The organism is Hyphomicrobium sp. B1 (assembly GCF_049532635.1).
GTDB lineage: Bacteria > Pseudomonadota > Alphaproteobacteria > Rhizobiales > Hyphomicrobiaceae > Hyphomicrobium_B.
On the sequence record NZ_CP134871.1, the window covers coordinates 1827879 to 1850265 of the forward strand.

Genomic DNA, 22387 nt, shown 5'->3' on the forward strand with positions numbered 1-22387 from the left:
TCATGAACTTCTTCAAACGACCATCGACCCACTACGGAAAAGCCCCCCAACCGGAAACGCCGTATCAGCGCGCTGCGCAGGTCTGGGACGACCGGATCGGCTCCGCCCGCGTGCAGGCCCGCAACTGGCGTTACATGGCCTTCGGCTGCCTGGCGCTCTCCGCTGGCCTCTCTGGCGGCCTCGTCTGGCAATCGGCCAGCGGCACCATCGTCCCCTGGGTGGTGCAGGTCGACAAACTGGGCCAAGCCCAGGCGATCGCGCCCGCGGTTGCCGACTATCGGCCGTCCGATCCGCAGATTGCCTTTCATCTGGCCCGCTTCATCGAGCAGGTCCGCTCGATTCCGGCGGACCCGATCATCGTGCGGCAAAACTGGTTGCGCGCCTACGAGTTCACCACGCAAGCCGGCGCGCTCGCCCTCAACGATTATGCTCGTGCGAACGACCCGTTCACCAAGGTCGGCAAGCAGCAGATCGCCGTCGAGGTTTCGAGTGTCATCCGAGCATCGCCGGACTCCTTCCGCGTCGGATGGATCGAGCGCCGCTATCAGGACGGCTCGCTTGCCGCAACGGAGCGTTGGTCCGCCATCCTCACCATCGTCGTGCAGACACCGCGCGACGCCGAAAAGCTTCGAGCCAATCCACTCGGAATCTACGTCAACGCCATCAACTGGTCGAAGGAGCTTGGACAATGACGCCTGCCTTCCGCACAGCCGGAAAGCCGGCTCTCCGTAAATCGTCACTTGCGCTTCTGCTGCTTTGCACGTCTGCGCTCGCCGGCTGCGCGACCAACACGCCACCGCCCGAGATCAGCTACGACAACGCGGCACCCGCCGTTCAGACGGTCGATCCGCCGTCGCCGGTGCGCATCGTCGAGTTGCCGAAGCCTTTGCCACTGCCTGGCCAGATGAAGCCGGTGGATGGGACACGCCAGCCGGCCGAGGCCGCCGATCCCGCCGTCCGCGTCAATCAGGCCAACGCGCAAGCGCGCGTGCAGCCGGTGCGCAATGGCTTCATCAACTCCATGCAGGTCTATCCATTCACCCAAGGGGCGCTCTATCAGGTCTATACGGCAGTCGGGCAGATCACGGACATTGCGCTCCAGCCGGGCGAGCAGCTCGTCGGCGCCGGTCCTGTGGCTGCCGGCGACACCGTGCGTTGGATCATCGGTGACACCGAGAGCGGCGCGGGTACGGCAAAGCAGGTGCATATCCTGGTCAAGCCGACACGACCCGACCTGATGACGAATCTCGTCATCAACACCAACCTGCGCACCTATTACATGGAGCTTCGCTCCACCTCGTCGACCTACATGGCGTCAGTATCCTGGCAATATCCGCAGGATCAGCTCATCGCGCTGCGCCGACAGAACGCGCAGGCCGAGGCTGCGCAGCCTGTCTCGACCGGCATCGATCTCTCGCGGGTGAATTTCCGCTACGAGGTGACGGGGGACCGCGCACCGTGGCGACCGCTCCGCGCCTTCGATGATGGAAAGCAGGTGTTCATCGAATTCCCGCGCGGCATCGGCCAGGGCGAGATGCCGCCGCTGTTCGTCGTCGGCCCGGAGGGCGCGACGTCCGAACTGGTGAACTATCGCGTTCGCGGCAACTACATGATCGTCGACCGACTCTTCGCCGCCGCCGAGCTGCGCTTCGGCGCTGACCGCAATCAGAAGCGCGTGAGGATCTCGCGTACCGACGGAAGGCCGGCGTCATGAGCGAGATCGAACCCGGAAAAGACAAAGGGCCGGAACCATCCGGTGAGGACGGCGCTCTGCCGCTGACCGGCGAGCCGGCCGCGCCGATGCGCCTGCGCCCGGAGCCGCCGCGTGTAACGCGGCTGTCGCGCAAGGTTCTGGCCGGTCTCGGCCTGGTTGCCAGCGTCGGGATCGGCGGCGCGTTGATCTACGCCCTGCAAATCCAAGGCGGACGCAAGGGCAACGAGGAACTTTACGCGACCGACAACCGCGCAACCCCGGATGGTCTGAATAGCCTGCCGCGCGACTACACCGGACCGGTGCTCGGCCCCCCGCTGCCAGGCGATCTCGGCCGACCGATCCTCAACGCGCAAAACGCCGTGTCGCCGCCGTCGATCGCGACACCCAACCCCGGCGTCAGCGCGGAGGAGCAGCGTCGACTTCAGGAGCTGGAATCGGCGCGGACCGCGCGGCTGTTTGCATCAACTGAGACGCGGACCGCCGCGTCGCAGCCTGCCGCGCCCGCCACGACTCCCGCGATCCCCACGCCTGATTTGACCAATCTCGGCCTGGCGCCGCAACCCGCGACACCGACCGCCCAGGATCGCCAGTTCGCGTTCCTCAACCAAGCCCCTGATAAACGCACGGTCTCTCCTGATCGTGTGGCCGCACCGGCATCGACGAATGTGCTGCAAGCCGGCGCGGTGATCGCGGCGGCGCTGATCACCGGCATTCGCTCCGACCTTCCTGGCCAGATCACGGCCCAGGTGACGGAGAACATCTACGACAGCCCTACGGGCAAGATCCTTCTCGTACCGCAGGGCACGCGCATTATCGGCCAGTACGACAATGGCGTCGGCTTCGGGCAGCGCCGCGTCCTGCTCGTCTGGAACAGGTTGATCTTCCCGAACGGACGCTCGATCGTGCTGGAGCGCCAGCCCGGCGCGGATGCGCAGGGCTATGCCGGTCTCGAGGATGGTGTCGACTATCACTGGGGCGAGCTGTTCAAGGCGGCTGCCCTGTCGACACTGCTGAGCATCGGCGCGCAGACCGGATCATCGGGGGAGGAGAGCGACATCGTTCGGGCGCTGCGACAGGGAGCCGGCGACAGCATCAGCCAGACAGGCCAGCAGATTGTCAGCCGTCAGCTCAACATCGCCCCGACACTGACGATCCGACCAGGCTTCCCCGTCCGCGTCATCGTTACGCGCGATCTTGTGCTCGAACCCTACGGAGGTTGATGTGGCAAAGCTGAAACTCGGCCCGCTTGCGGACGATAAGCCGGTGAAGGTGACAGTGGAACTGCCAGCGACACTCCATCGCAACCTCGCAGCCTACGCCGAAATCCTCGCTCGCGAGAATAACCATGCTCCGACAGATCCTGTGCGGCTGATCGTTCCTATGCTCGAGCGCTTCATAGCCACTGACCGTGAGTTCGCGAAGGCGAGGCGCGCGACAGTCACAAACCGGGATAGATGACCGGGTACGGGCCCGTTCGTACGGCGCGTGCCCCCAAGAACTCAGTGAATCACGCCTTTAGTGATGTGCAAGCCGAGAGCAACGAAAATGAGCCACAGCGCCTCATCCCAATGATTGAATCCCTCCCGCTGCACGGGACGCTCCTTCAGGAGGACAGCAAAGCCAACGCAGAACGCAGAGTAGAGCCCAATCCAGAACGAGACGGCGGTCAGGTAGGATACCTTGCTGTAGGTTCCTATCACCGCGGAAATTGCAATTTTGGTACAGAAGCGACGGATCGTCAGCCGCGATTCAGCATTGAGACGGGAAAGCATGAATTAGTTAGTCCGGCGCGATGCATACGGCTCTATGTATCGAAAACCAAATAAAGACCGCGTAATATTTTACATTGAGATCGAGCGGCCGCTCGTTGTGAGGAACGCGCTTCCAGCTCAGCCGAGCGATAGCGTCTTCCTTCTTCGTTCCACTTGGGCGAGCAGACGAAACACTACGCCATACTGATACCTGCGGTGATACTGGCAACAGTCACGGCATTCGGCACAATTGTAGTGGCGCGGCTCCATGCTGAACAATGACAGCTTTCCCAAAGACCAAATGTGTAATGGATGGCAACAGAGTTGCAGTTTCCAGAACAGCACCAGCAATAACACGACTATTGTCTCGCGCTGGGTTCAGCCGGTACCGCACTTTTCCTCACCAAGCCAAAAGCCATTCCTGCGCGAATGCGGTCGCATCGGGCGATCGATTGAAAATTGGCTTCGATGTCTGATTGCAACGTTAGGTAGGGCCAAAACAAGGCGCCTCAGTCGCGAACTTATGCTGAGGGGTGTACGCTATAGTCAGTCAACTTACGAGCACCTCTCCGAGTCACGGTGCAGCCCACCGGGTACAAGCCGGGACTCATGAAATCAATAGAAGAACCTTGGGACGATCCGACCCGGGTCGTTACCTGAAGCTAGCGCTTGGACCAGTTCAAAGGAGGACGAGCATCTAGAACTGCTCGTATGAGAATTGACAGAATCATCTCTACCAAGCGTCCTGTTGATCGATCCCGATCGTACTGTCCATAAATTGTTGCGTCGAGACTTAGCCGGACAAGGATATAATTTGCTGATGGCGTCCAATGCGCAGCAGGCTCTTGGGTTGCTGCATATGGAGCCAGATCTTGCACTTGTTGAAATAAATCTGCCTGACGGAAGCGGCCTTGACCTTATTGGGCGCCTTCGAGAAAGAGGCGAGGGGCTTCCAATCATTGCGTTCTCAGCGAGTGCCGATACTGACACCAAGGTCCAAGCGTTCGAACTCGGTGCCAGCGATTTTCTGATGAAGCCGTTCGAAGTCAAGGAATTGGCGGCCAGAATACGAGTCAACTTCAGGCGGCAATTCGAATATCGCGTTGAGCGCCCTGTATATCGGCTTGATCAACTAGAGGTCGACCTACGGCGTCGCATCGTTAAATTTCGCGATGCTGACGTTATGCTATCTCCAAAGGAGTATGACCTCCTCCGCCTGCTCGTCCTGCATGCTGGTAAAGTACTCACCCATCAATTTCTGATGGGTGAGCTTTGGGAAGATAAGGTTGATACGCAATTCCTGCGAGTTTACATACGCCAGCTCAGAAATAAAATCGAACAAGATCCAGCAAATCCGCAATTGCTACTTACCCAACTGGGTGTCGGCTATCGTCTCAAGCCGTCCGATGAGGCTCATATCGGGAAAAGATAGGGCCGGGGACTGACCCTAGGATCGCCATGGATGGGTCCAGCATGCGCTTGAAGCGCATCACATCCCCCTAGGGGATTCGAGTGATTCAGCGTTGCGGCGTACTACGGTGTTGCCGCCATCGTTATATTGAGCCAATCCACCTCCGATCCATTCTTCAAGATGTGTCAGCGGTTATATGCGCGACACCGCAAACGGTCTGACCAACAACACGTGTCGAACTCGGCTCACTGAGGAACACCACTGCAAAGAGGACGAAGATGGCTGTGTAGAGCGCGGCGAGGGCATTCGCTCGCATGCCGACCAGATTCTGCGTCAAGGTCATGTTCCCGCTGGTTGTCGATATACCGTTCTTATGCAGACCGCGAAAACGATACACCACCCTGACATTTGCAATGTTAACCATCAGCCGACGATGATCGTCAAAACGATCTAGAGACAACACCCAAAAGGCTGGCTTCCCGCGCCGGTAAGGCGTTCAATGTATATGCGGCGAGAGATTAACAGGCTCAGATGGCTACGACTGCTTCGTAACCTCGACGACCGCTCGCGGATTCATCTTCGTTTGTTTTTTGGACAGGTCGCATTTGTCATCCTCTTTAGCGCTCCAACGCTATTGATCGATCAGCACAGACCCATCCTGTTCCTCTCTCTCATTCATGTAATGTTCGGGCTTTCGGCGCTTGTCGTGCTCGTCGCCGCCCTCGTCAAACGGCGGCCGATCTCTCCTTCGAGTCTATGCGTGTGGGATCATGCCTTTGCGCTTCTATTACTGATGCTCGGCTGTTCCGCCGCTCTTCGATTGCTGGCGTAGATAGCAATGCATCTACAGTCAGCAACACACGATTGGACGGCCATTGATCAACGCGATATTTCGCCTGCCCCGACGCAAAGGACGGCGGCGCCAGCAAGCTCGTCTGCGCCCACTTTAACAGTCCTTTCACAGGTCGAAGAATTCCCAAGCGGGAGCTTGGTGGTTAGATGGCCGCAGGTGGCTCTTGACGGCTGCGCAGCAGTACCGGTTGTAGCCTCTGATCCTGCGATGCGGCGCTATATAGCGCGCATTTTGCAACGACACGGATATAAGGCAACCAGCTTTGCCGAGCCGCAAGCGGTGCTCGGCTCGCTGGCACAACACCAATACGATGTTGCGGTGATATCGGGACATCAGGAAAATCTGACTTGGTGCTCCATGCTCCATGAAGTGCGGCCGCACCTTCCGATATTGCTTATTCTCCAGGGCGGCGATTCGGACCTTGTCGGTCGAATACTTGATGCTGGTGTCGATTGCTTCGAGGCTCCGTTCCTGGAGGCGGACCTCGTCGCGCGCACCAAGCTGCTCTTCCGCGCTGCGTGGCGCCAATATGGTCTGGCTGTACCTGGCGGTTATAATCGCTTCCGTCTTGATGTGGCTCGATCGCGTGTCAAAGTCGGAGACAGCGAAATCACACTGACAGACGCGGAATACCGCACGCTCTGGTTTCTGGTGCAACGCCCGGGCGCAGTGTCGCAGTTTAGCGATATCGAGAAAAGCGTCTGGGGCGAGTCGGGCACTAGGCGTCGCATAGCGCTCCGCGCCGTTATTCGAAGCTTACGTCGAAAGCTCTCAGGGCGCTCGGACGATCAATCTCTCTTGAGGACCGAACGGTGTATCGGATATCGGCTGTCTCGTGAGTTCTGACAGGCGGGGCTGAACGCGCCGCGGATACTATTTGGCCCGACCACGCCAATAGTCACGATCCATTTCGCCGAAAGATAGATTGTCCGCGAAACGATGAAGCTGTCAGCACGCTTTGTCGCGCTGCCTCGTTCGGAGAGTAACACGTTGCGCTGGGTCGATTTCACCTTGGGAAGCCGAATTGCTCGCTCCATACATTTCCAAGTAATCTCGCTGCGGATCACGAAAACCAATCGTTGGATCGATCGGTAGTCTGGCGTCGGCTCGTCTGCAAAGTAGCGCGAGGCCCATGAGGGCCCCGGCTGCAACCAAAACGGCAAGAATGCAAAGCCAGCCTACCGATCGCTCTTCGTAAACGCTGGTCAGCGGCTCACTGAGTGCAGCGTAAGCTTTGGTTGCCGCTGTCGCTGGTCGGATCGACTTGCGTGAGCCAGCTTCCGACCGATCAGAAGCAGGTGGTTGGCATGATCGCTGTATTCTCGATTGGCGGCGAAGCTCTTCTCCAGTTTCGCAAGTTCCCGTGCGAGCGCATGGGGAAGATCATGTCCTTTCGGGTTCCATCTTGGATCGGCCGCGAAGCGTCCATGAAAGAAGTCCAGCCCTTCGATCACTTCGATGTCGAACATGCCTTCGAACAGTGAACTCATTTCGTCGGTGGAAAAGAGATGGAAGCTGAATGCCGTAAGACAGCCATCTGCCAGTTCAACCTCGCACCAGTTCCGTTGCTGGTCATGCAAGAGCCGACGAACCTCGTCGATCGAGGCAACCAGCGCGGACGGCATGCTGCCGACTGGTCGGACGGTTGTAATGAGGCAGCCACGTGTCACGCGTCCGAGCTCCCTGGCAACTAACGGAAGGTCAGCAGGGGCGATGTGGCTGAGCACGCTGTAGAGACATAGCGTGAGATCAATACTCTCGTCAGCCTCAGGAAGCGCCTCGGTGAGGTCGCCGACGCTAAATTCCAATCTAATGCCGGGAAGAGATGAGAGGTCGCGGCAGTTTACGCGAGCCCGCTGGATCTGCTCGGCGGAAACGTCGAAACCGCGAGCGGAAATTTCAATGAAGCCCATCTCCTTGGCCGTGACCACCAGGCGCTTCAGCCAGGTGCCGGGGCCACACCCAGCATCGAGAACGCTCAAGCGCGTAGCTCTTGATAGGCGGATCTCAGATAGCTTGGCCATAACGCATGCCCAGACGTGATGATCGGCGTAGCCATGTGTGCCGCTGAAACGGAACAGATCGGACGTGTCGCCATCTGCGTAGCTGCCATAGGTAGCGCCGGACAGATCATACGCCTTCGCCACAGGAGAAATGCGAGGTGCGTTGCCAATTGCGAGCATTTCATGCCGCCTTACGATAGGCGGACAACCCGCCGTTTGATGAATCGTTGTGAAATGCGATCTGCGTGAATGTCAGCGCACTGGCTTCAGGAAGTTCGATGAGCAGATCAGGCCGATGTCCATTCTCGGCAAGAGCGAATTTCCGCGCCCATTCTCGGTTGATGAAATAACCTGATCGGCGACCAGCCTGGTCTTGTACGATCCAATGCCCTAAGGGGTCGGGCGCCATGAAGAACCGCTGTAGTGGCTCACTGTCAGGTTCTTCCGACTTTTCAGAACTCATAGCCAATCTCCTTTGCTTCGAGGAAAGAACCGAACGTCATGGTCGGCACGGTGCCCAAACCGCGCCGATCAATCGTTTCAGAAGAGGATTCCGGTCTCCAGTAAGGCGCGCATCTGATCGCGCCGGTTCAGGTCGCGGCCGAAACCATAGCCTGCCTCAAGATTGCCAACGCGCGAGTAAGACAGCTCGCCCCGCGCAAAAAACACGCCTTTCTGGTAAGTTGGCGTGATGGTAAGCGACCATGCGTTGCTCTTTGCGCCGTAGAGGAGGTTGGTTGGCGTGCAGGCCGCGTCCGCACCGCACGTCCCCCCCGTCGTCTTCAGATATTCGGCGCGAGCGCCAAGCGACCATTCCGTATTCAGTGCATATTTGACGAGCAGCGCACCACCGTAGGTATCGGCGGAGCGATTGATCCCAAGTTGGTCATCACGCCCGACGTGGCTGTATTGCAGATACGGGGTAAGCGTTAGCGGCCCGCTGGTGTAACTGTATATGAGGTTGAAGATGCTGCTATTGTTCTGTGCTAGCGGCGTAGCAGATGAGGATTTGTCGTTGCGAGATAGGCTTCCTGCCCCGACGAAAGTCAGCGAGTTGGAGGAATCCACTGCATAGGAAATGCTACCGGATAGCCAATTCAGCTTGCCTGAGAAATAACCGTCATTCAGCGAGATCGCGGCGGAAAGAGGACCGCGTGCATAGTTGATCTGGACGCCGCGACTAATCGCCGGTTCCTGATTCCAAAGGAGCCCGCGTTCGATATTTATGTTTTGAAAAGTGAATGTCGATTCTGCCCCGACCATTGTCGGCAGAAGGCCGGCCGTGACCGATAACTCCGGCGTGATCACGGCTTTGGCGTATGCAACGGGGATGGGGCCGAAGAGTTGGTCCGTCGCCTTGGTCGCTTGCAGATAGGATGTGCCCAAGGACGGTAGTGAATATGCGCCGCCCTGAACATAGAACTGCAACGGGCCTTGGTTGGTCTGGATCTCGATCTGCGCGTTGCTCAGATCGACGAACCCGGTATTATTTCCAATACCGCCGGCATGGGTAGCGTTGCTTTGGAGCGCGCCAATTCCGCTGATCTGCCCGGTGATGTAAATCGGTCCAAACGGCCCAGCATCCAACGACAGCGGATTGGAGTTCGGAGTAAGTGGGCCGGAGAAGCTCGGCGTAGGCAGGGGATCCGCGTGGGCCGCCTGGGCACCAAAGAGCAAGCTACAGACACCGAGTAGCAAAGCGGCTCGTCTGGCGTGCATGCCTGATCTGAGGTTTTTCGCAGCCTCCGCAACACATGGTGAATGGCGGGGCGGCAACGGATTGGTCATGGGTGCATCCCTTTGTCTGAAAGGTCAATGCACGCGAGAGGTAAGAGTATGTACGTAAAATCGGCGTCTTATATTCTGGAGGCCCGTAAAGATCATGTAAAAATATGGGCGATGTGAATGTTTCGCGTATCCGACGCGGCTCGCAATTTCGCCTGGGCGTCAATTCGGACAAGCAGGAGATGGGCCGACCTGCAATCGAATTTTTGTAATAGCAAATACTGAGAATTTATTCTGAAACTTGATGCGCAGAATCCGACGCATGAACTTCGGCACTCGCTTGCGCATGCGATAGTATACTTGCCATGCTCAGGAAGCGACGAAGCGCGGGATTATCGTTGCCATCCGACCATATCCCACAAAAGGGGAGCGAAAATCCGGCAAGCCGTCGGTATACTACGCCTGCGAACTGCGCTTCGACGATAGACTCGCTGGCCAATGTGATCCCCCGCCCGAAGGCGACGAGCTGCATCAAGGTCTGCCGAGACACGCGATCACGCTGAATATCCGGGCGAAGGCCCAATGCAGAGAGATTGCGGAAAAGGAAGGCTTCGATTTCTCGACCTGGCGCGGCCTCGGTAACGATAAAGCGGCGACGGCGTATATCGTCCCACGAAATTTCCGGCTTTGACGCAAGTTTGTCAGCTTCCGGCAGAACGACATAGATTTGCTCAGTCCACAGACGGAGCGAGCTGAAATTCTCGACCTCCGATGGCTCGAGGAGGAAGGCAATATCAAGATGACGTCGACGGATAGCGGGAATCAGTTCAAGATGATCGCCCTCTAGGAACTCGAGCTGCACCTCCCTGTGATCCGCAATGAACCGCTCGATCAGATTTGCGACAAATCCGGTCGCCAGGGAGGAAAAAAGGCCGATACGAATGATGCCGCGACTTCCGCGCCCAAATGCTCCAACATCGCGGATCGCAAAATCGATCTGCATGAGGGCGCATCGGGCTCTCTCAGCGAAACTCTCCCCGGCTTGAGTGAGTAGGACTCCGGAGCGTCCTCGCACGAAGAGGCTGGAGCCTAGCCCATCTTCCAATTCTCTAATCTGCCGACTGATGGTCGATTCCCGCACGCCCAGTTTGGCGGAAGCCTTTCGGAAGCTTCCTTGCTCTGCAGCTGTGACGACATAACGAAGATGCCGAACCTCGATATTGCATTTGGGCGTGACCACAACGCATAGACCGGCGGTTAGATGGTTAAGGTCGCGCGAAAACCTCCGTATATGCCGGTCTAGCCTCCAACATTAGACGATTTTCGACACTTGAGTTCGTAAAGGTAGGCTCAACGCTTAGGCGATTGAGTGTAAGCGTGGGATATAGTTTTTATCCATATATATAAAAACGCTGTAAGAAATCCGTCGCCTCACTTGTCCGCGGCGCCATAGTCATCACTTGGTGATCCGACCGATCTGGCGCGATCTGGAAAAATCAATTTTGGCCGCGAGACAGTTATTCTGAGTTCTTTACACCGTCCTTATGCGTGCGCGTAAAAACTCAGCACTACCCTTACATGCGACGCAGTAAATGCCTGCCGGCAATCCAACCTCAAAATGGAGCCGGTATGCATGCTGCACAATCATCCTACTCATAGATCCGGACCCCAATCACGCGGGCCCGTAGTCGACGAACGCGCGCCGATCATCACGGCGCGGCCCCCGATTTGCCGGTCAGTTGGGAGGGGGCAGCCATGACCGCATCGTTCATGACCGGGCTCGCCGGGCTCTGCGCCATCGGTCTTTTCGCCTATCTGTTCTACGCCCTCGTGAAGCCCGAGCGCTTCTGAGCCTGGAACGGACATCCGCAACAACAAACACCAGGTAGCAAACATGGGCGACCTCGCATTCGTAGCCGTGACGCTCGTCTTCTTCGCAATCACTGCAGGGTTCATCGTAGCCCTGGATCGAATTTGAGGACGCTCGCATGACACAAGACATCACTCAATTCATCCTCATCCTTGCAATCATGACCGGCTTGGTTGTGGTTCTGGGCAAATGGATGACGCATCTATTCACGAGCCCAGGCCACAACACCCTGGAGCGCGGCACTTATGGTATTCTCGGTGTCGACCCCGAAGAGAAGATGTCCTGGAAGCGCTATGGCATGGTGCTGGTGCTCAGCAATGCCGCCATGTTGCTCCTGGGCTATTTTATTCTCCGGATACAGGATTTCCTGCCCGGCGATACGCTCGCGCGCGCCGCACAAACGCCCGATCTGGCTTTCAACACGGCGGCGTCCTTCACGACCAACACGAATTGGCAAGCCTACTCCGGGGAGTCGAGTCTCTCGAACTTCTCGCAGATGGCCGCCATCACCTTCCTGATGTCGATCAGCGCTACGACAGGTGTTGCGGCGGCCGGCGGATTCATCCGGGGACTCAGCCGAAAGACGACCGCTGATATCGGCAACTATTGGGTCGACTTCACCCGTGTTCTCTATCGCCTCTTCCTCCCGCTCTGCTTTCTCATGGCTCTCGTCTACGTCTGGCAGGGCATGCCGCAAACGCTGAGCGCGGATGCGATCGTCACGACCCTTGAAGGAGCCAAGCAACAGCTGATCCTGGGACCGGTGGCGAGTTTTGAAACGATCAAGCACATCGGTACAAACGGTGGTGGCTTTTACGGGATGAACGCCGCGCATCCCTTCGAGAATCCGACACCTCTCACCAACACGCTGCATATCCTGAGCATGCTGTTGATCCCCTCCGCGCTCACTTACACCTTCGGTGCCATGATCTTGCGGCGGCGTCAGGGTTGGGCGTTTTTTGGCGCCTTCCTGGTGATGTTCGTCGGCTTCCTGACCCTGGTCTACAGCTCCGAACAGGCTGGCAATCCGATGCTGGCTTCCATGGGGGTTGATCAGGCCCAGACAGCTTTCCAGGGTGGTGGCAACATGGAGGGCAAGGAGCTTCGCTTCGGCATCGCTCAGACCAGCATGTTTGTGACAACGACAACGGCGGCGACGACCGGCTCCGTCGATTCCATGCACTCATCGCTGACACCGCTTGGTGGGTTCGTTCCTATCGCGCAGATGATGTTGAACAATGTGTTCGGCGGTGACGGCGTCGGTCTCATCAACCTCGTCACCTACGCGATCCTGACAGTGTTCCTGGTCGGCATGATGATCGGACGGACGCCGGAATTCCTCGGCAAGAAAGTCGAGGCGCGCGAGATGAAGTACGTGATGATTGCGATCCTCGCGCATCCGCTGAGCATCCTGGGCTTCACTGCACTCGCCTGCGTGTTGCCTTCCACGCTCGATAGCCTTGCCAATATGGGACCGCACGGCTTCAGCGAAGTTCTCTACGCCTACACATCGGGCACGGCTAACAACGGCTCGGCTTTCGCGGGCCTCAACGCCAATACGCCGTTCTTCAACACGACGATTGGTCTCGCGATGCTGATCGGCCGCTTCTTCACCCTCCTGCCGATGCTGGCCGTCGCCGGCGTGATGGCGGCCAAGAAGACGGTGCCCGAAGGACCTGGCACGCTGTCGACCGCAACTCCCCTGTTCACCGGGCTTCTGGTGTTCGTGGTGTTGGTTGTTGGCGGACTGACCTTCCTGCCGGCGCTCGCGCTCGGCCCGATCGTCGAACATCTGCTGATGCTTGCTGGCACGACATTCTGAGGATCCATTCATGCGCAACGAACAAACCATCATCCACTCACCCGCGCCAGGGTCGCAATCGGCGTTCAAGGGTATTACGCGGCCGGTTCTGGCCTCCGCCGCCTTCTTCATGCTGGTAACCGGCGTCGCCTATCCTTTGGCGACGACCGGCGTCGCCAACATCCTCTTTCCCGATCAGGCCAAAGGGAGCCTGATCGTCAGAGACGGAAACGCCGTCGGCTCGCGCCAGATTGGCCAGTACTTTACCAAACCAGAATATCTGCACGGCCGGCCGAGTGCGACATCGGGAACGGACCCCAGCGATCCTTCGAAGACCGTTGATCAGCCGTACAACGCCGCCCTGAGCGGAGCGAGCAATCAAGGCGCAATCAGCAAGAAGCTGCTCGACGCCGTTGCCGAACGCGCAAAGGCTTATCGGGAGGAGAATGGGTTGGCAGCCGATGCTGCGGTGCCTGTCGACGCCGTCACAGCGTCGGCCTCCGGGCTTGATCCTGATATTTCTGTCGCCAACGCCCGTCTTCAGGCGCCGCGCCTTGCCAAGGCCCGCGGGATGTCGACCGAGCAGATGCTGCAATTCGTGGATCAACACACCACGGGGCGACAGTTCGGTGCGCTCGGCGATCCCAGGATCAACGTTCTCGAATTCAATCTCGCGCTTGACGCGGCTCATCCAGCCCGCCCTGCCGCTCAATAAGACATAGGTGTCATCATGTCCTTAGTAGAGACAAACGCGCCGCAAGGCGCAGGTGTGGGCGGAACCCTCAAGCCCGTCTCCTGGGCCTCTGTCATTGGCGAAGCGTTCAGAAAGCTGTCGCCGAGCGTCCAGCTGAAAAACCCCGTGATGTTCGTGGTCTATCTCGGCAGTATCGTTACGACGCTGCTATGGATCCAGGCGTTGACCGGAAAGGGTGAGGCTCCCGCGGCCTTCATTTTTGCGATCGCCGCCTGGCTCTGGTTCACGGTTCTTTTTGCCAATGCCGCAGAGGCACTCGCTGAGGGACGCGGCAAAGCGCAAGCCGATGCGTTGCGGGCAACGCGCCAAAGGGTGATTGCCCGCGTCTTGAAAGAGCCGAACCGGCAGAGTGAATCCTGGCCTTCTCCGAGCGACGAACTCGCTCTTGGAACCTACTTTCTGGTCGAGGCCGGCGAGATCATTCCCGCCGACGGTGAAGTGGTTCAGGGGGCTGCCTCGGTCGACGAATCGGCGATCACCGGCGAATCCGCGCCAGTGATCCGCGAGGCGGGCGGGGATTTCTGTTCGGTCACCGGTGGCACGCGCGTTCTCTCCGACTGGATCATCGCGCGCGTCACGGCAAAGCCAGGCGAAGCCTTCCTCGATCGCATGATCGCCATGGTCGAAGGCGCCAAGCGCGGCAAGACCCCCAATGAGATCGCCCTGACGATCCTTTTGGTGGCGCTCACGCTGATCTTCCTTCTTGTTTGCGTGACGTTGCTGCCGTTCTCGAGCTTCGGCACAATCATCGCTGGAGGAGGTTCGGTCGTCACGATCACGGTGCTTATCGCACTGCTCGTCTGCCTGATCCCGACCACCATCGGCGCATTGCTGTCGGCGGTTGGCATTGCAGGCATGAGCCGAATGATGAAGGCGAATGTACTGGCGACCTCCGGCCGGGCCATCGAGGCGGCGGGCGACGTCGATGTGCTGTTGCTCGACAAGACGGGCACCATCACACTCGGGAACCGGGAGGCCACCAAATTTCTTCCCGCCCCCCGCATCGACGAGCGCGCGCTTGCCGACACCGCCCAGCTGGCGTCGCTTGCCGACGAAACGCCGGAAGGCCGATCGATCGTGGTGCTGGCCAAGAACGCTTTCGGCATCCGCGGTCGTGAGCTTCACGGAGCCGAAGCGATCGCATTCAGCGCTCATACGCGGATGAGCGGCATCAATATCGACGGTCGCCAGATTCGCAAGGGCGCAGCCAGCGCGATTCGGGCTCATGTCGAGTCAATGGGCGGCGTGTTCCCCCAGGAGGTCGCAAGAATCGTTGACGAAGTATCCCGGCGAGGCAGCACGCCGTTGGTCGTCAGCGATGGGGTCACCGTCCTCGGCGTCATCGAACTCAAGGATATCATCAAGGGCGGGATCAAGGAGCGCTTCGCAGAACTGCGTGGCATGGGCATCAAGACCGTGATGATCACGGGCGACAATAAGCTGACTGCGGCCGCCATCGCGGCCGAGGCCGGTGTGGACGACTATCTCGCCGAAGCCACGCCCGAGGATAAACTCCGCCTTATCCGCGAGTATCAGGCGGAAGGACGGCTCGTCGCGATGACCGGCGACGGCACCAACGATGCTCCCGCACTGGCGCAGGCTGACGTCGCGGTGGCCATGAATAGCGGTACCCAAGCCGCCAAGGAGGCCGGCAACATGGTCGATCTCGACAGCAACCCCACAAAATTGCTGCGGGTTGTCGAGGTCGGCAAGCAGATGATCATGACCCGCGGGGCCCTGACAACATTCAGCGTCGCCAACGATCTTGCCAAGTATTTCGCCATCATCCCGGCCGCCTTCGTTGCGACCTATCCCCCGCTTGCGACCCTGAACGTCATGGGCCTCCACAGCCCGGCATCGGCGATCTTGTCCGCGGTGATTTTCAACGCGCTGATCATCGTGGTCCTGATCCCGCTGGCGCTTAAGGGCGTCCAGTACCGGGCCGAACCGGCTGCGCGCCTGCTGAGCCGGAACCTGCTGATCTACGGATTGGGCGGGATTATTGTGCCGTTTATCGGTATAAAGGTGATCGATATGCTCATCACACCCTTCTTTTGACGGGTCACTCGTAAAAGGCAAGAAACTGGCTTGAGGTTAGGCGCTCAATCATGGTGGATCAGCGACCCGATCCCGACGATCTGCTGGAGGTCGTGAAGGATCAAACCCATCGTTCCAAACGCGGACAGCTGAAGATATTCTTCGGCGCCTGCGCCGGGGTGGGCAAGACCTTCGCGATGCTTCAGGCGGCACGCCAACTCCAGTCCGATGGCGTCCCGGTCGGTATCGGGATCGTCGAGACGCACGGTCGCAAGGATACGCAAGAGCTCCTGGAGGGCCTTCCTGTTCTGCCGCGCAAAACCATGAGCGGCAATGGCAGGCCCACCACCGAATTTGATCTCGATGGCGCCCTGGCATCGGGATACAAGCTCCTGGTTGTCGACGAACTGGCTCATACCAATGTCGCCGGCAGCCGCCACGCCAAACGCTGGCAGGACATCGACGAACTGCTCGATGCAGGCATCGACGTCTATACTGCTCTGAACGTCCAGCACCTCGATAGCCTGAATGATATCGTCGGTGGCATCATCGGGGTTCGGGTGCGGGAGACCGTTCCCGACCGCATCTTTGATGCAGCGACCGACGTCGTCCTCGTCGACCTGCCGCCTGATGACCTGCTGGCGCGCATGAACGCGGGTAAGGTCTATCTGCCGGTCTCGATAGAGCGTGCGCGGCAGAATTTCTTCCGGCGCGGCAACCTGATTGCCCTGCGGGAACTGGCGTTGCGGCGCGTCGCCGATCGGGTCAACGCCGATGTGCGGACCTACCGTGTCTCGCATGCGATCAAGTCCGTCTGGCCGACCCAGGAAATGCTGATGGTGTGCGTCAGCGCCGACCAATCACAGGAGCGGTTGGTGCGCGAAGGCGCGCGGCTCGCCCAGCGCTTGCAAGCCAAGTGGATCGTCGTCCATGTCGATAGGCCCTATCAGGGCGACGATACCAGCTCACGAGAGTCACTCTTGAGCATTGCCGCCGTTGCCCAGGCTGCCGGCGCCGAATTTGCCAACGTGCCTGGACAGGATGTCGCCGAAACCCTGCTGGACTACGCGCGCAAGCGCAATGTTACCAAGCTTATTGTCGGAAATCCGCACGGTTGGCGATTCATACCCTTCCGGTCGCGGCTTCAGGAGAGGATCGCCCGCGCAGGCCCGGAAATGGGTGTGATCCTCCTCAACCTGGATGATGTTCCACGCGCGATCAAACGCAAAGTCACGGATCAGCCAGACGGCTATGCTCGCGGGCTTGTCATTGCAACGCTCGCCTGCGGCGTGACGGCGGCGCTCGCGGCCTGGCTGCTCCGGGTCTTCGATCCATCCAACGTCGTCATGTTGTTCCTGATGACAGTGATTTTTGTCGCGATGCGTCTCGGTCGCGTCGCCGGCGCCTGGGCAGCCCTGTTGTCTGTCGCGTGCTTCGATTTCTTCTTCATCGAGCCTAGGTTGTCGTTTGCGGTGACGGATACTCAGTACCTCTTCACCTTTGCCCTGATGCTTGTCGTGGCCGTGGTCATCAGCCAGCTCGCCGCGCGCATGCGCTCCGAAGCCAGGGTTGCTCGCGCTGGTGAACGCCGCGCCTCCGCACTCGCCCGGATCGCGCGTGAGCTGTCCAGCGCCATCAAACTCGAACAGGTCGTCGCGATCTGTCGCGATGCAATCACGCCCCTGTTCGGCGCGCAGGTGGTTCTCCTCGTACCAAATGAAAAGGAAAGACTCGTTGCGACACAGGATGCGGGCATCATCGACCTGTCTGTGGCTCAATGGACCTTTGACCACGCTCAGCAAGCAGGGCTCGGGACGCAGACCTTAAGCGCTGCCGATGCCCTGTACCTCCCGCTGAAGGCATCGATGGCCACCCGGGGCGTGCTCGCCATCCTGCCAAGCGGTTCCCCGATATCCAACGATCCGGATGACCGCCGCCTGCTGGACGCCTGCTGTTCAACCATAGGGCTGGCCCTGGAACGTATCCACTTCGTGGACGTCGCCCAGGACACTCTGGTCCGCATGGAAGGCGAGAAGCTTCGCAACACACTCCTTTCGGCGGTGTCGCATGATCTCAAGACTCCCCTCACTGCGATCCGCGGCCTAGCCGAAACCCTTGAGCACGCACAGGGGCTTCCCGACGAGGATCGCAGCGACCTCGCCAGATCCATCAGAATGCAGGCCGATGAACTCAAACGGCTTGTAAGCAATTTGCTCGACCTGGCGCGGATGCAGAGCGAGGGCGTGCGCCTCAACAAAGAATGGCATCCGCTCAGCGAAATCGTCGGCAGCGCACTTGCGCAGTCGACCTCTTTTCTAAAGCCGCGGACAGTGCGGACCAATTTGCCGGTCAACCTGCCGCTCGTCGAGGTCGATGCGACCCTCATCGAGCGTGTCCTGATTAACCTCTTCGACAATGCCGCTAAATATACGCCGCCCACGACAACGCTGATGGTTCGAGGAGGAGCATCGGGCGATTCAGTCTATTTGGTGGTCGAAGACGACGGCCCCGGCCTACCCACAGCCAATCCGGAGGGACTTTTCGAGCCGTTCGCAAGGGGGCAGAAGGAATCGTCCATCGCTGGGGTCGGTCTTGGCCTGGCGCTGTGCCGCAGCATCATATCCGCCCATGGAGGCACTATTCGGGCGCATGCGCGAAAACCGCACGGAGCGGCTTTCGAGATCCAGTTGCCGTTAGGTACGCCTCCCGAATTCGAGAGTGAGATAGTGAATGATCAAGCCACGTATCCTGATCGTTGAGGATGAAGCCGATATCCGTCGCTTTGTCCGCATGGCGTTGGAAAAGGAGGGCATGAACGTCTTCGAGACGACCACAGCCGAGGAAGCGCGTCTGAATGCGGGAAGTCGGAAGCCGGACCTCATGATCGTCGACCTCGGCTTGCCTGACGGGGATGGCAAGGCATTGATTCGCGAGGTTCGAGGTTGGATCTCTGCTCCAATCCTCGTGCTCTCGGCTCGCGAGCAGGAATCGGAGAAGGTCGAAGCGCTGGACGCCGGAGCTGACGACTATCTGGTGAAGCCCTTCGGTGTGCCCGAGTTGCTGGCACGTGTGCGCGCGCAATTGCGTCGCTCGAGCACGGTATCAAACGGAGCAGGCGCTTCTCCGGTTGCGAAGTTCGGCAAAGTCTCGATCAACCTCGCAACCCATGAAATCACCCGGGCCGGCGAGCCTGTTCACCTGACGCCGAATGAATTCCGTCTGCTCACGGCGCTGATCCGGGGACACGGCAAGGTGCTCACGCACAGGCAGCTACTGATGGACGTATGGGGACCGGGCTACGCAGAGCGTTCCCATTATATCCGCATCTATATGGCGCAACTTCGCCAGAAGCTGGAGGAGGACCCCTCACAGCCAGCGCATCTCATCACCGAGTTGCAGGTCGGCTATCGTCTCTCCGGTCTGGAGATTCCGGAGGCTGGTTAGGCGCCCCACGGCATTGATTCGATCCCCCGATGTGGGGATCTGACAAGCGGGGAAACGTCATGAATGCGGGGGATCGTCGCAGATCTCGACTGAGGAATGTTGTGCTTCAGGCACTCAATTCTGTCGCCAATTGTCCACCCCCCACAAACAATGGCGGATCCAAATCGGTCGCTTCTACGGCCTTTACAAGTTTCGATAAAACAGAACGCAACCCTGACATCGCCGTCTCTATGTTTCTCGTTGCCAAACTGATTAAAGGCAGGAGAATTATGATGTTTTCACGCCTCGGGCTATTTTACTACATGAACCCTCAGGCCCAACAGCATGATATACCCGAACTCAAAATGCTGGCTCGCCTGGGAGTCGTGATTGCTGTCGCAATCGGCCTGGCGGTGGCGATAATCCATTTTTCGGCTTGATCCGCATCCCGGCGCAATGTGATCGGTCAATGGCTCGATGCAGAATGTCAATGGCGCACCAGAAGCTGATGGTAGAGTTCCGAGATGACCGGAAATCGTCGCCCTTCGGAGATGATGATCCGCGCCAACAATTCGACATCGGATGTGAAGACTGTCGCATATAAACGCTCGATGAGTAATGTCAGGAGGTCCAAGGTCGAGCCATCGTAGGAAACGACCACCTGATGGAGTGTTTCGAAAGCAGGAGCGATGCCCGAAGACATACTCCCCGTGAGATAGTGTCGCTTAGTCGGATGGAGGTCGTCGAGGCCGGTCACCAAGGTGACCTCGAAAATATCCGCTATCGTTAGCCCTGTTACATTAGCCTTGTAGGTCGATATCCGCTCTCGTCGGGTTAGGATCAGAAGCGAAGCCCGGCCAATAGTAGGCGTTGCCAGTCGGACGAACGCCGAAAATGGCCCGTCCAACTCGCACTACGTTCGCGCCTTCCTCGATGGCGACCTCGAAATCCCCCGACATGCCCATAGAAAGCCGAGCCATTTCGGGTTGGATGGAGACGGCACGGTCGCGCAGGTAGCGGAGCAAACGGAAGCAAGTCCGCACGCGCTCGATATCGGCACTGAAGATCGCCAGCGTCATGAGACCGCGCGGCTTGAGCCGGGGAAATTCGGACAGACGTTGGACAAAGGGAATGATGTCGTCGGGATGAAGGCCGTACTTGCTGGCCTCGCCGGAGGTGTTGACCTGCACGAACACGTCGAGGTCACGCCCCTCGGCTTCCAGGCGACGGTTCAGCTCCTCGGCCAACCGGAAGCTATCGAGCGCATGGAACTCAGAAGCAAACCGGACGAGATACTTCACCTTGTTTGTTTGGAGGTGGCCGATGATGCTCCAGCGGATTGGTAGATCGCCGAGGATGGCCCGCTTGTCGCGGGCCTCCTGGAGCTTGTTTTCCCCGAAGTCGGCGATGCCGGCGGTGTATGCGAGCCGCAGGACACGGGCCGGAACCGTCTTGGTGACGGGCAGAAGGCGCACATCATCAAGGCTCCGCCCGCTACGATGGCAGGCGGCTGCGATGCGCTCCTGAACTGCTTTCAGGTTTGCGGCAAAGGCCGCGACGGGATCGCTGCCGAAACGGGCAATCTCGTCCGGCGAGAGTTCGACGGTGGAAGGGATGGTCATCGCGGCCCGTCCCCGATCAGTAAGGCAGCGGAAAGCGCGCGACGAGCTGGCGCACGCGCTCGTTGATCCCTTGCCGATCCGCGTCGAGCGTTTCGGCGCGGACAGCATGAAGCGTATCGAGAATGAGCGCGGCGATCTCACGATATTCGTCCACGCCAAATCCGCGCGAAGTGCCTGCCGCCGTCCCGACGCGGATGCCGGACGTCACCATGGGCTTTTCCGGATCGTTCGGGATCGCATTCTTGTTGAGCGTGATGCCCACCGACTCCAGAGCCTTCTCAGCGACATTGCCGGTCGTGCCGAAGGGACGCAGATCGATGACGGCCAAATGGCAATCCGTGCCGCCGGAAGTAATCTTCAAACCGCCATCGGAAAGAGCCTGCGCCAGCACACGACAATTCTCGACCACAGCTTGCGTATAGGTCTTGAATGACGGTTGCAGTGCTTCGCCGAACGCCACCGCCTTCGCGGCGATGACATGCATGAGCGGTCCGCCCTGAAGGCCGGGGAACGTCGCGGAATTGATCTTCTTCGCGATCTCGGCATCATTGGTCAGAACGAAGCCGCCGCGAGGCCCGCGCAGCGTCTTATGCGTGGTCGAGGTGACGACATCGGCGAAGGGAACCGGCGACGGATAGACGCCGCCCGCGACCAGCCCCGCGAAATGCGCCATGTCGACGAGCAGGACCGCCCCAACATCGTCCGCGATCTGGCGGAAACGCGCAAAGTCCATGACGCGCGGATAGGCCGAGCCGCCGGCAATCAGGAGCTTGGGCCGGTGTTGGTGCGCAAGCGCGGCCACCTGATCCATGTCGATGCGATGGGTTTCCGGATCGACGCCATAGCTGACAACATTGAACCAGCGGCCGGACATGTTGACCGGAGCACCATGGGTCAGGTGTCCGCCGGCCTTCAAATCCAGGCCGAGGATCGTATCGCCGGGCGTAAGGAGCGCCAGAAACACCGCCTGATTAGCCTGGCTGCCCGAATGCGGCTGGACGTTGGCGTGCGCGCTGCCGAAAAGCCGGTTCACGCGCGCAATCGCCAAATCCTCGACAACATCCACATTCACGCAGCCGCCATAGTAGCGGCGGTGCGGATAGCCTTCGGCATATTTGTTGGTGAGAACGGAGCCCTGCGCATCGAGAACCGCCTGGCTCACGAAATTTTCCGAGGCGATCAGTTCGATGGACTCGCGCTGGCGGATCGTCTCATTGGCGATCGCAACAGCAACGGCGTCATCGGCGAGCGACAAACCGGCAGCGCTCACGCCTGCGTTTTCGATCTTCTGAACTGCGTGCGGCGCTCGCGATGTGGCCATTGCTGATCTCCTTCAAGATGCTGATTGATTGGTTTCTCTGTGCAGGTTTCGAGCGGCAGTGTCCGTCAGCACCTATCACGGGCGTGGTCTGCTGTTCCCTTC

General features: G+C 59.1%; 21 protein-coding genes and 1 pseudogene. 13 read left to right on the forward strand and 9 right to left on the reverse strand.

Annotated features, from left to right (window positions below; genetic code table 11):
* Positions 1-2 precede the first annotated feature (2 nt).
* The 4 genes from trbF to RLW55_RS08815 are packed head-to-tail and all read left to right on the forward strand — an operon-like array spanning position 3 to position 3172.
* The gene (trbF, locus tag RLW55_RS08800; RefSeq protein WP_423416190.1) at positions 3-692 is read left to right on the forward strand and encodes a conjugal transfer protein TrbF; all 690 of its coding nucleotides are present in this window, start codon (positions 3-5) and stop codon (positions 690-692) included.
* Positions 689-1714, forward strand: a complete 1026-nt coding sequence (trbG, locus tag RLW55_RS08805; protein ID WP_423416191.1) for a P-type conjugative transfer protein TrbG — start codon at positions 689-691, stop codon at positions 1712-1714. The genes trbF and trbG overlap by 4 nt, the downstream gene beginning before the upstream one ends.
* Positions 1711-2934 (forward strand): TrbI/VirB10 family protein, encoded by a 1224-nt coding sequence (locus RLW55_RS08810; RefSeq protein ID WP_423416192.1) that lies wholly within the window; start codon positions 1711-1713, stop codon positions 2932-2934. Before trbG ends, RLW55_RS08810 begins: the two co-directional genes overlap by 4 nt.
* Position 2935: 1 nt before the next feature.
* A complete protein-coding gene (locus RLW55_RS08815) occupies positions 2936-3172 on the forward strand; it encodes a DUF2274 domain-containing protein (protein ID WP_423416193.1) in 237 nt (78 codons plus the stop codon).
* Positions 3173-3213: 41 nt separating this feature from the next.
* Here the strand turns inward: RLW55_RS08815 and RLW55_RS08820 are convergent, their stop codons facing one another.
* Complete coding sequence (locus RLW55_RS08820; RefSeq protein WP_423416194.1) at positions 3214-3486, reverse strand: hypothetical protein; 273 nt, start codon at positions 3484-3486, stop codon at positions 3214-3216.
* A gap of 727 nt (positions 3487-4213) precedes the next feature.
* On the opposite strand from RLW55_RS08820, the gene RLW55_RS08825 reads away from it, so the two are divergent.
* Positions 4214-4897 (forward strand): response regulator transcription factor, encoded by a 684-nt coding sequence (locus RLW55_RS08825; RefSeq protein ID WP_423416195.1) that lies wholly within the window; start codon positions 4214-4216, stop codon positions 4895-4897.
* A 988-nt stretch (positions 4898-5885) separates the two neighbouring features.
* A complete protein-coding gene (locus tag RLW55_RS08830; RefSeq protein WP_423416196.1) occupies positions 5886-6575 on the forward strand; it encodes a response regulator transcription factor in 690 nt (229 codons plus the stop codon).
* 359 nt (positions 6576-6934) lie between these two features.
* Here the strand turns inward: RLW55_RS08830 and RLW55_RS08835 are convergent, their stop codons facing one another.
* The 5 genes and pseudogenes from RLW55_RS08835 to RLW55_RS08855 form a co-directional block, all read right to left on the reverse strand.
* Positions 6935-7876 carry a class I SAM-dependent methyltransferase gene (locus tag RLW55_RS08835; protein ID WP_423416197.1) on the reverse strand — a complete coding sequence of 314 codons (942 nt, stop codon included), beginning with the start codon at positions 7874-7876 and terminating at the stop codon, positions 6935-6937.
* Positions 7877-7913: 37 nt separating this feature from the next.
* Positions 7914-8195 (reverse strand): hypothetical protein, encoded by a 282-nt coding sequence (locus tag RLW55_RS08840; protein WP_423416198.1) that lies wholly within the window; start codon positions 8193-8195, stop codon positions 7914-7916.
* Between the two features lie 77 nt (positions 8196-8272).
* Entirely contained in the window at positions 8273-9520 is a 1248-nt protein-coding gene (locus tag RLW55_RS08845) for an outer membrane beta-barrel protein (protein ID WP_423416199.1), read from the reverse strand.
* 226 nt (positions 9521-9746) lie between these two features.
* Entirely contained in the window at positions 9747-10460 is a 714-nt protein-coding gene (locus RLW55_RS08850; RefSeq protein WP_423416396.1) for a LysR family substrate-binding domain-containing protein, read from the reverse strand.
* A gap of 42 nt (positions 10461-10502) precedes the next feature.
* Positions 10503-10697: pseudogene (locus RLW55_RS08855) on the reverse strand (LysR family transcriptional regulator); the annotation flags it as partial.
* Positions 10698-11212: 515 nt separating this feature from the next.
* Between RLW55_RS08855 and kdpF the strand changes: the two are divergent.
* From kdpF to RLW55_RS08890, 7 genes are all read left to right on the forward strand, one after another.
* The gene (gene kdpF, locus RLW55_RS08860; RefSeq protein WP_374251535.1) at positions 11213-11308 is read left to right on the forward strand and encodes a K(+)-transporting ATPase subunit F; all 96 of its coding nucleotides are present in this window, start codon (positions 11213-11215) and stop codon (positions 11306-11308) included.
* 137 nt (positions 11309-11445) lie between these two features.
* Positions 11446-13149, forward strand: a complete 1704-nt coding sequence (kdpA, locus tag RLW55_RS08865) for a potassium-transporting ATPase subunit KdpA (RefSeq protein ID WP_423416200.1) — start codon at positions 11446-11448, stop codon at positions 13147-13149.
* 10 nt (positions 13150-13159) lie between these two features.
* On the forward strand, positions 13160-13843 hold the full coding sequence (kdpC, locus tag RLW55_RS08870; RefSeq protein WP_423416201.1) for a potassium-transporting ATPase subunit KdpC: 684 nt from the start codon (positions 13160-13162) through the stop codon (positions 13841-13843).
* 15 nt (positions 13844-13858) lie between these two features.
* Positions 13859-15940 carry a potassium-transporting ATPase subunit KdpB gene (kdpB, locus tag RLW55_RS08875; RefSeq protein WP_423416202.1) on the forward strand — a complete coding sequence of 694 codons (2082 nt, stop codon included), beginning with the start codon at positions 13859-13861 and terminating at the stop codon, positions 15938-15940.
* Positions 15941-15990: 50 nt separating this feature from the next.
* On the forward strand, positions 15991-18678 hold the full coding sequence (locus RLW55_RS08880; protein WP_423416203.1) for a DUF4118 domain-containing protein: 2688 nt from the start codon (positions 15991-15993) through the stop codon (positions 18676-18678).
* Positions 18650-19363, forward strand: a complete 714-nt coding sequence (locus RLW55_RS08885) for a response regulator (protein ID WP_423416204.1) — start codon at positions 18650-18652, stop codon at positions 19361-19363. Before RLW55_RS08880 ends, RLW55_RS08885 begins: the two co-directional genes overlap by 29 nt.
* 101 nt (positions 19364-19464) lie before the next feature.
* A complete protein-coding gene (locus RLW55_RS08890) occupies positions 19465-19782 on the forward strand; it encodes a hypothetical protein (RefSeq protein WP_423416205.1) in 318 nt (105 codons plus the stop codon).
* A 47-nt stretch (positions 19783-19829) separates the two neighbouring features.
* On the opposite strand, the gene RLW55_RS08895 is transcribed toward RLW55_RS08890, so the two are convergent.
* The 3 genes from RLW55_RS08895 to glyA are packed head-to-tail and all read right to left on the reverse strand — an operon-like array spanning position 19830 to position 22285.
* Positions 19830-20099 carry a hypothetical protein gene (locus tag RLW55_RS08895; protein ID WP_423416206.1) on the reverse strand — a complete coding sequence of 90 codons (270 nt, stop codon included), beginning with the start codon at positions 20097-20099 and terminating at the stop codon, positions 19830-19832.
* 43 nt (positions 20100-20142) lie between these two features.
* Entirely contained in the window at positions 20143-20964 is an 822-nt protein-coding gene (locus RLW55_RS08900; RefSeq protein WP_423416207.1) for a YggS family pyridoxal phosphate-dependent enzyme, read from the reverse strand.
* A gap of 16 nt (positions 20965-20980) precedes the next feature.
* Positions 20981-22285, reverse strand: coding sequence for a serine hydroxymethyltransferase (gene glyA, locus RLW55_RS08905; protein WP_423416208.1), 1305 nt, complete (start codon positions 22283-22285; stop codon positions 20981-20983).
* Between the last annotated feature and the right edge of the window lie 102 nt (positions 22286-22387).

Coding starts and splice junctions, on each gene's coding strand:
- trbF (WP_423416190.1), top strand. CDS start 3: ATGAACTTCTTCAAACGACCATCGACCCACTACGGAAAAGCCCCCCAA.
- trbG (WP_423416191.1), top strand. CDS start 689: ATGACGCCTGCCTTCCGCACAGCCGGAAAGCCGGCTCTCCGTAAATCG.
- RLW55_RS08810 (WP_423416192.1), top strand. CDS start 1,711: ATGAGCGAGATCGAACCCGGAAAAGACAAAGGGCCGGAACCATCCGGT.
- RLW55_RS08820 (WP_423416194.1), bottom strand. CDS start 3,486: ATGCTTTCCCGTCTCAATGCTGAATCGCGGCTGACGATCCGTCGCTTC.
- RLW55_RS08840 (WP_423416198.1), bottom strand. CDS start 8,195: ATGAGTTCTGAAAAGTCGGAAGAACCTGACAGTGAGCCACTACAGCGG.
- RLW55_RS08845 (WP_423416199.1), bottom strand. CDS start 9,520: ATGACCAATCCGTTGCCGCCCCGCCATTCACCATGTGTTGCGGAGGCT.
- RLW55_RS08850 (WP_423416396.1), bottom strand. CDS start 10,460: ATGCAGATCGATTTTGCGATCCGCGATGTTGGAGCATTTGGGCGCGGA.
- kdpF (WP_374251535.1), top strand. CDS start 11,213: ATGACCGCATCGTTCATGACCGGGCTCGCCGGGCTCTGCGCCATCGGT.
- kdpA (WP_423416200.1), top strand. CDS start 11,446: ATGACACAAGACATCACTCAATTCATCCTCATCCTTGCAATCATGACC.
- kdpC (WP_423416201.1), top strand. CDS start 13,160: ATGCGCAACGAACAAACCATCATCCACTCACCCGCGCCAGGGTCGCAA.
- kdpB (WP_423416202.1), top strand. CDS start 13,859: ATGTCCTTAGTAGAGACAAACGCGCCGCAAGGCGCAGGTGTGGGCGGA.
- RLW55_RS08880 (WP_423416203.1), top strand. CDS start 15,991: ATGGTGGATCAGCGACCCGATCCCGACGATCTGCTGGAGGTCGTGAAG.
- RLW55_RS08885 (WP_423416204.1), top strand. CDS start 18,650: ATGATCAAGCCACGTATCCTGATCGTTGAGGATGAAGCCGATATCCGT.
- RLW55_RS08900 (WP_423416207.1), bottom strand. CDS start 20,964: ATGACCATCCCTTCCACCGTCGAACTCTCGCCGGACGAGATTGCCCGT.
- glyA (WP_423416208.1), bottom strand. CDS start 22,285: ATGGCCACATCGCGAGCGCCGCACGCAGTTCAGAAGATCGAAAACGCA.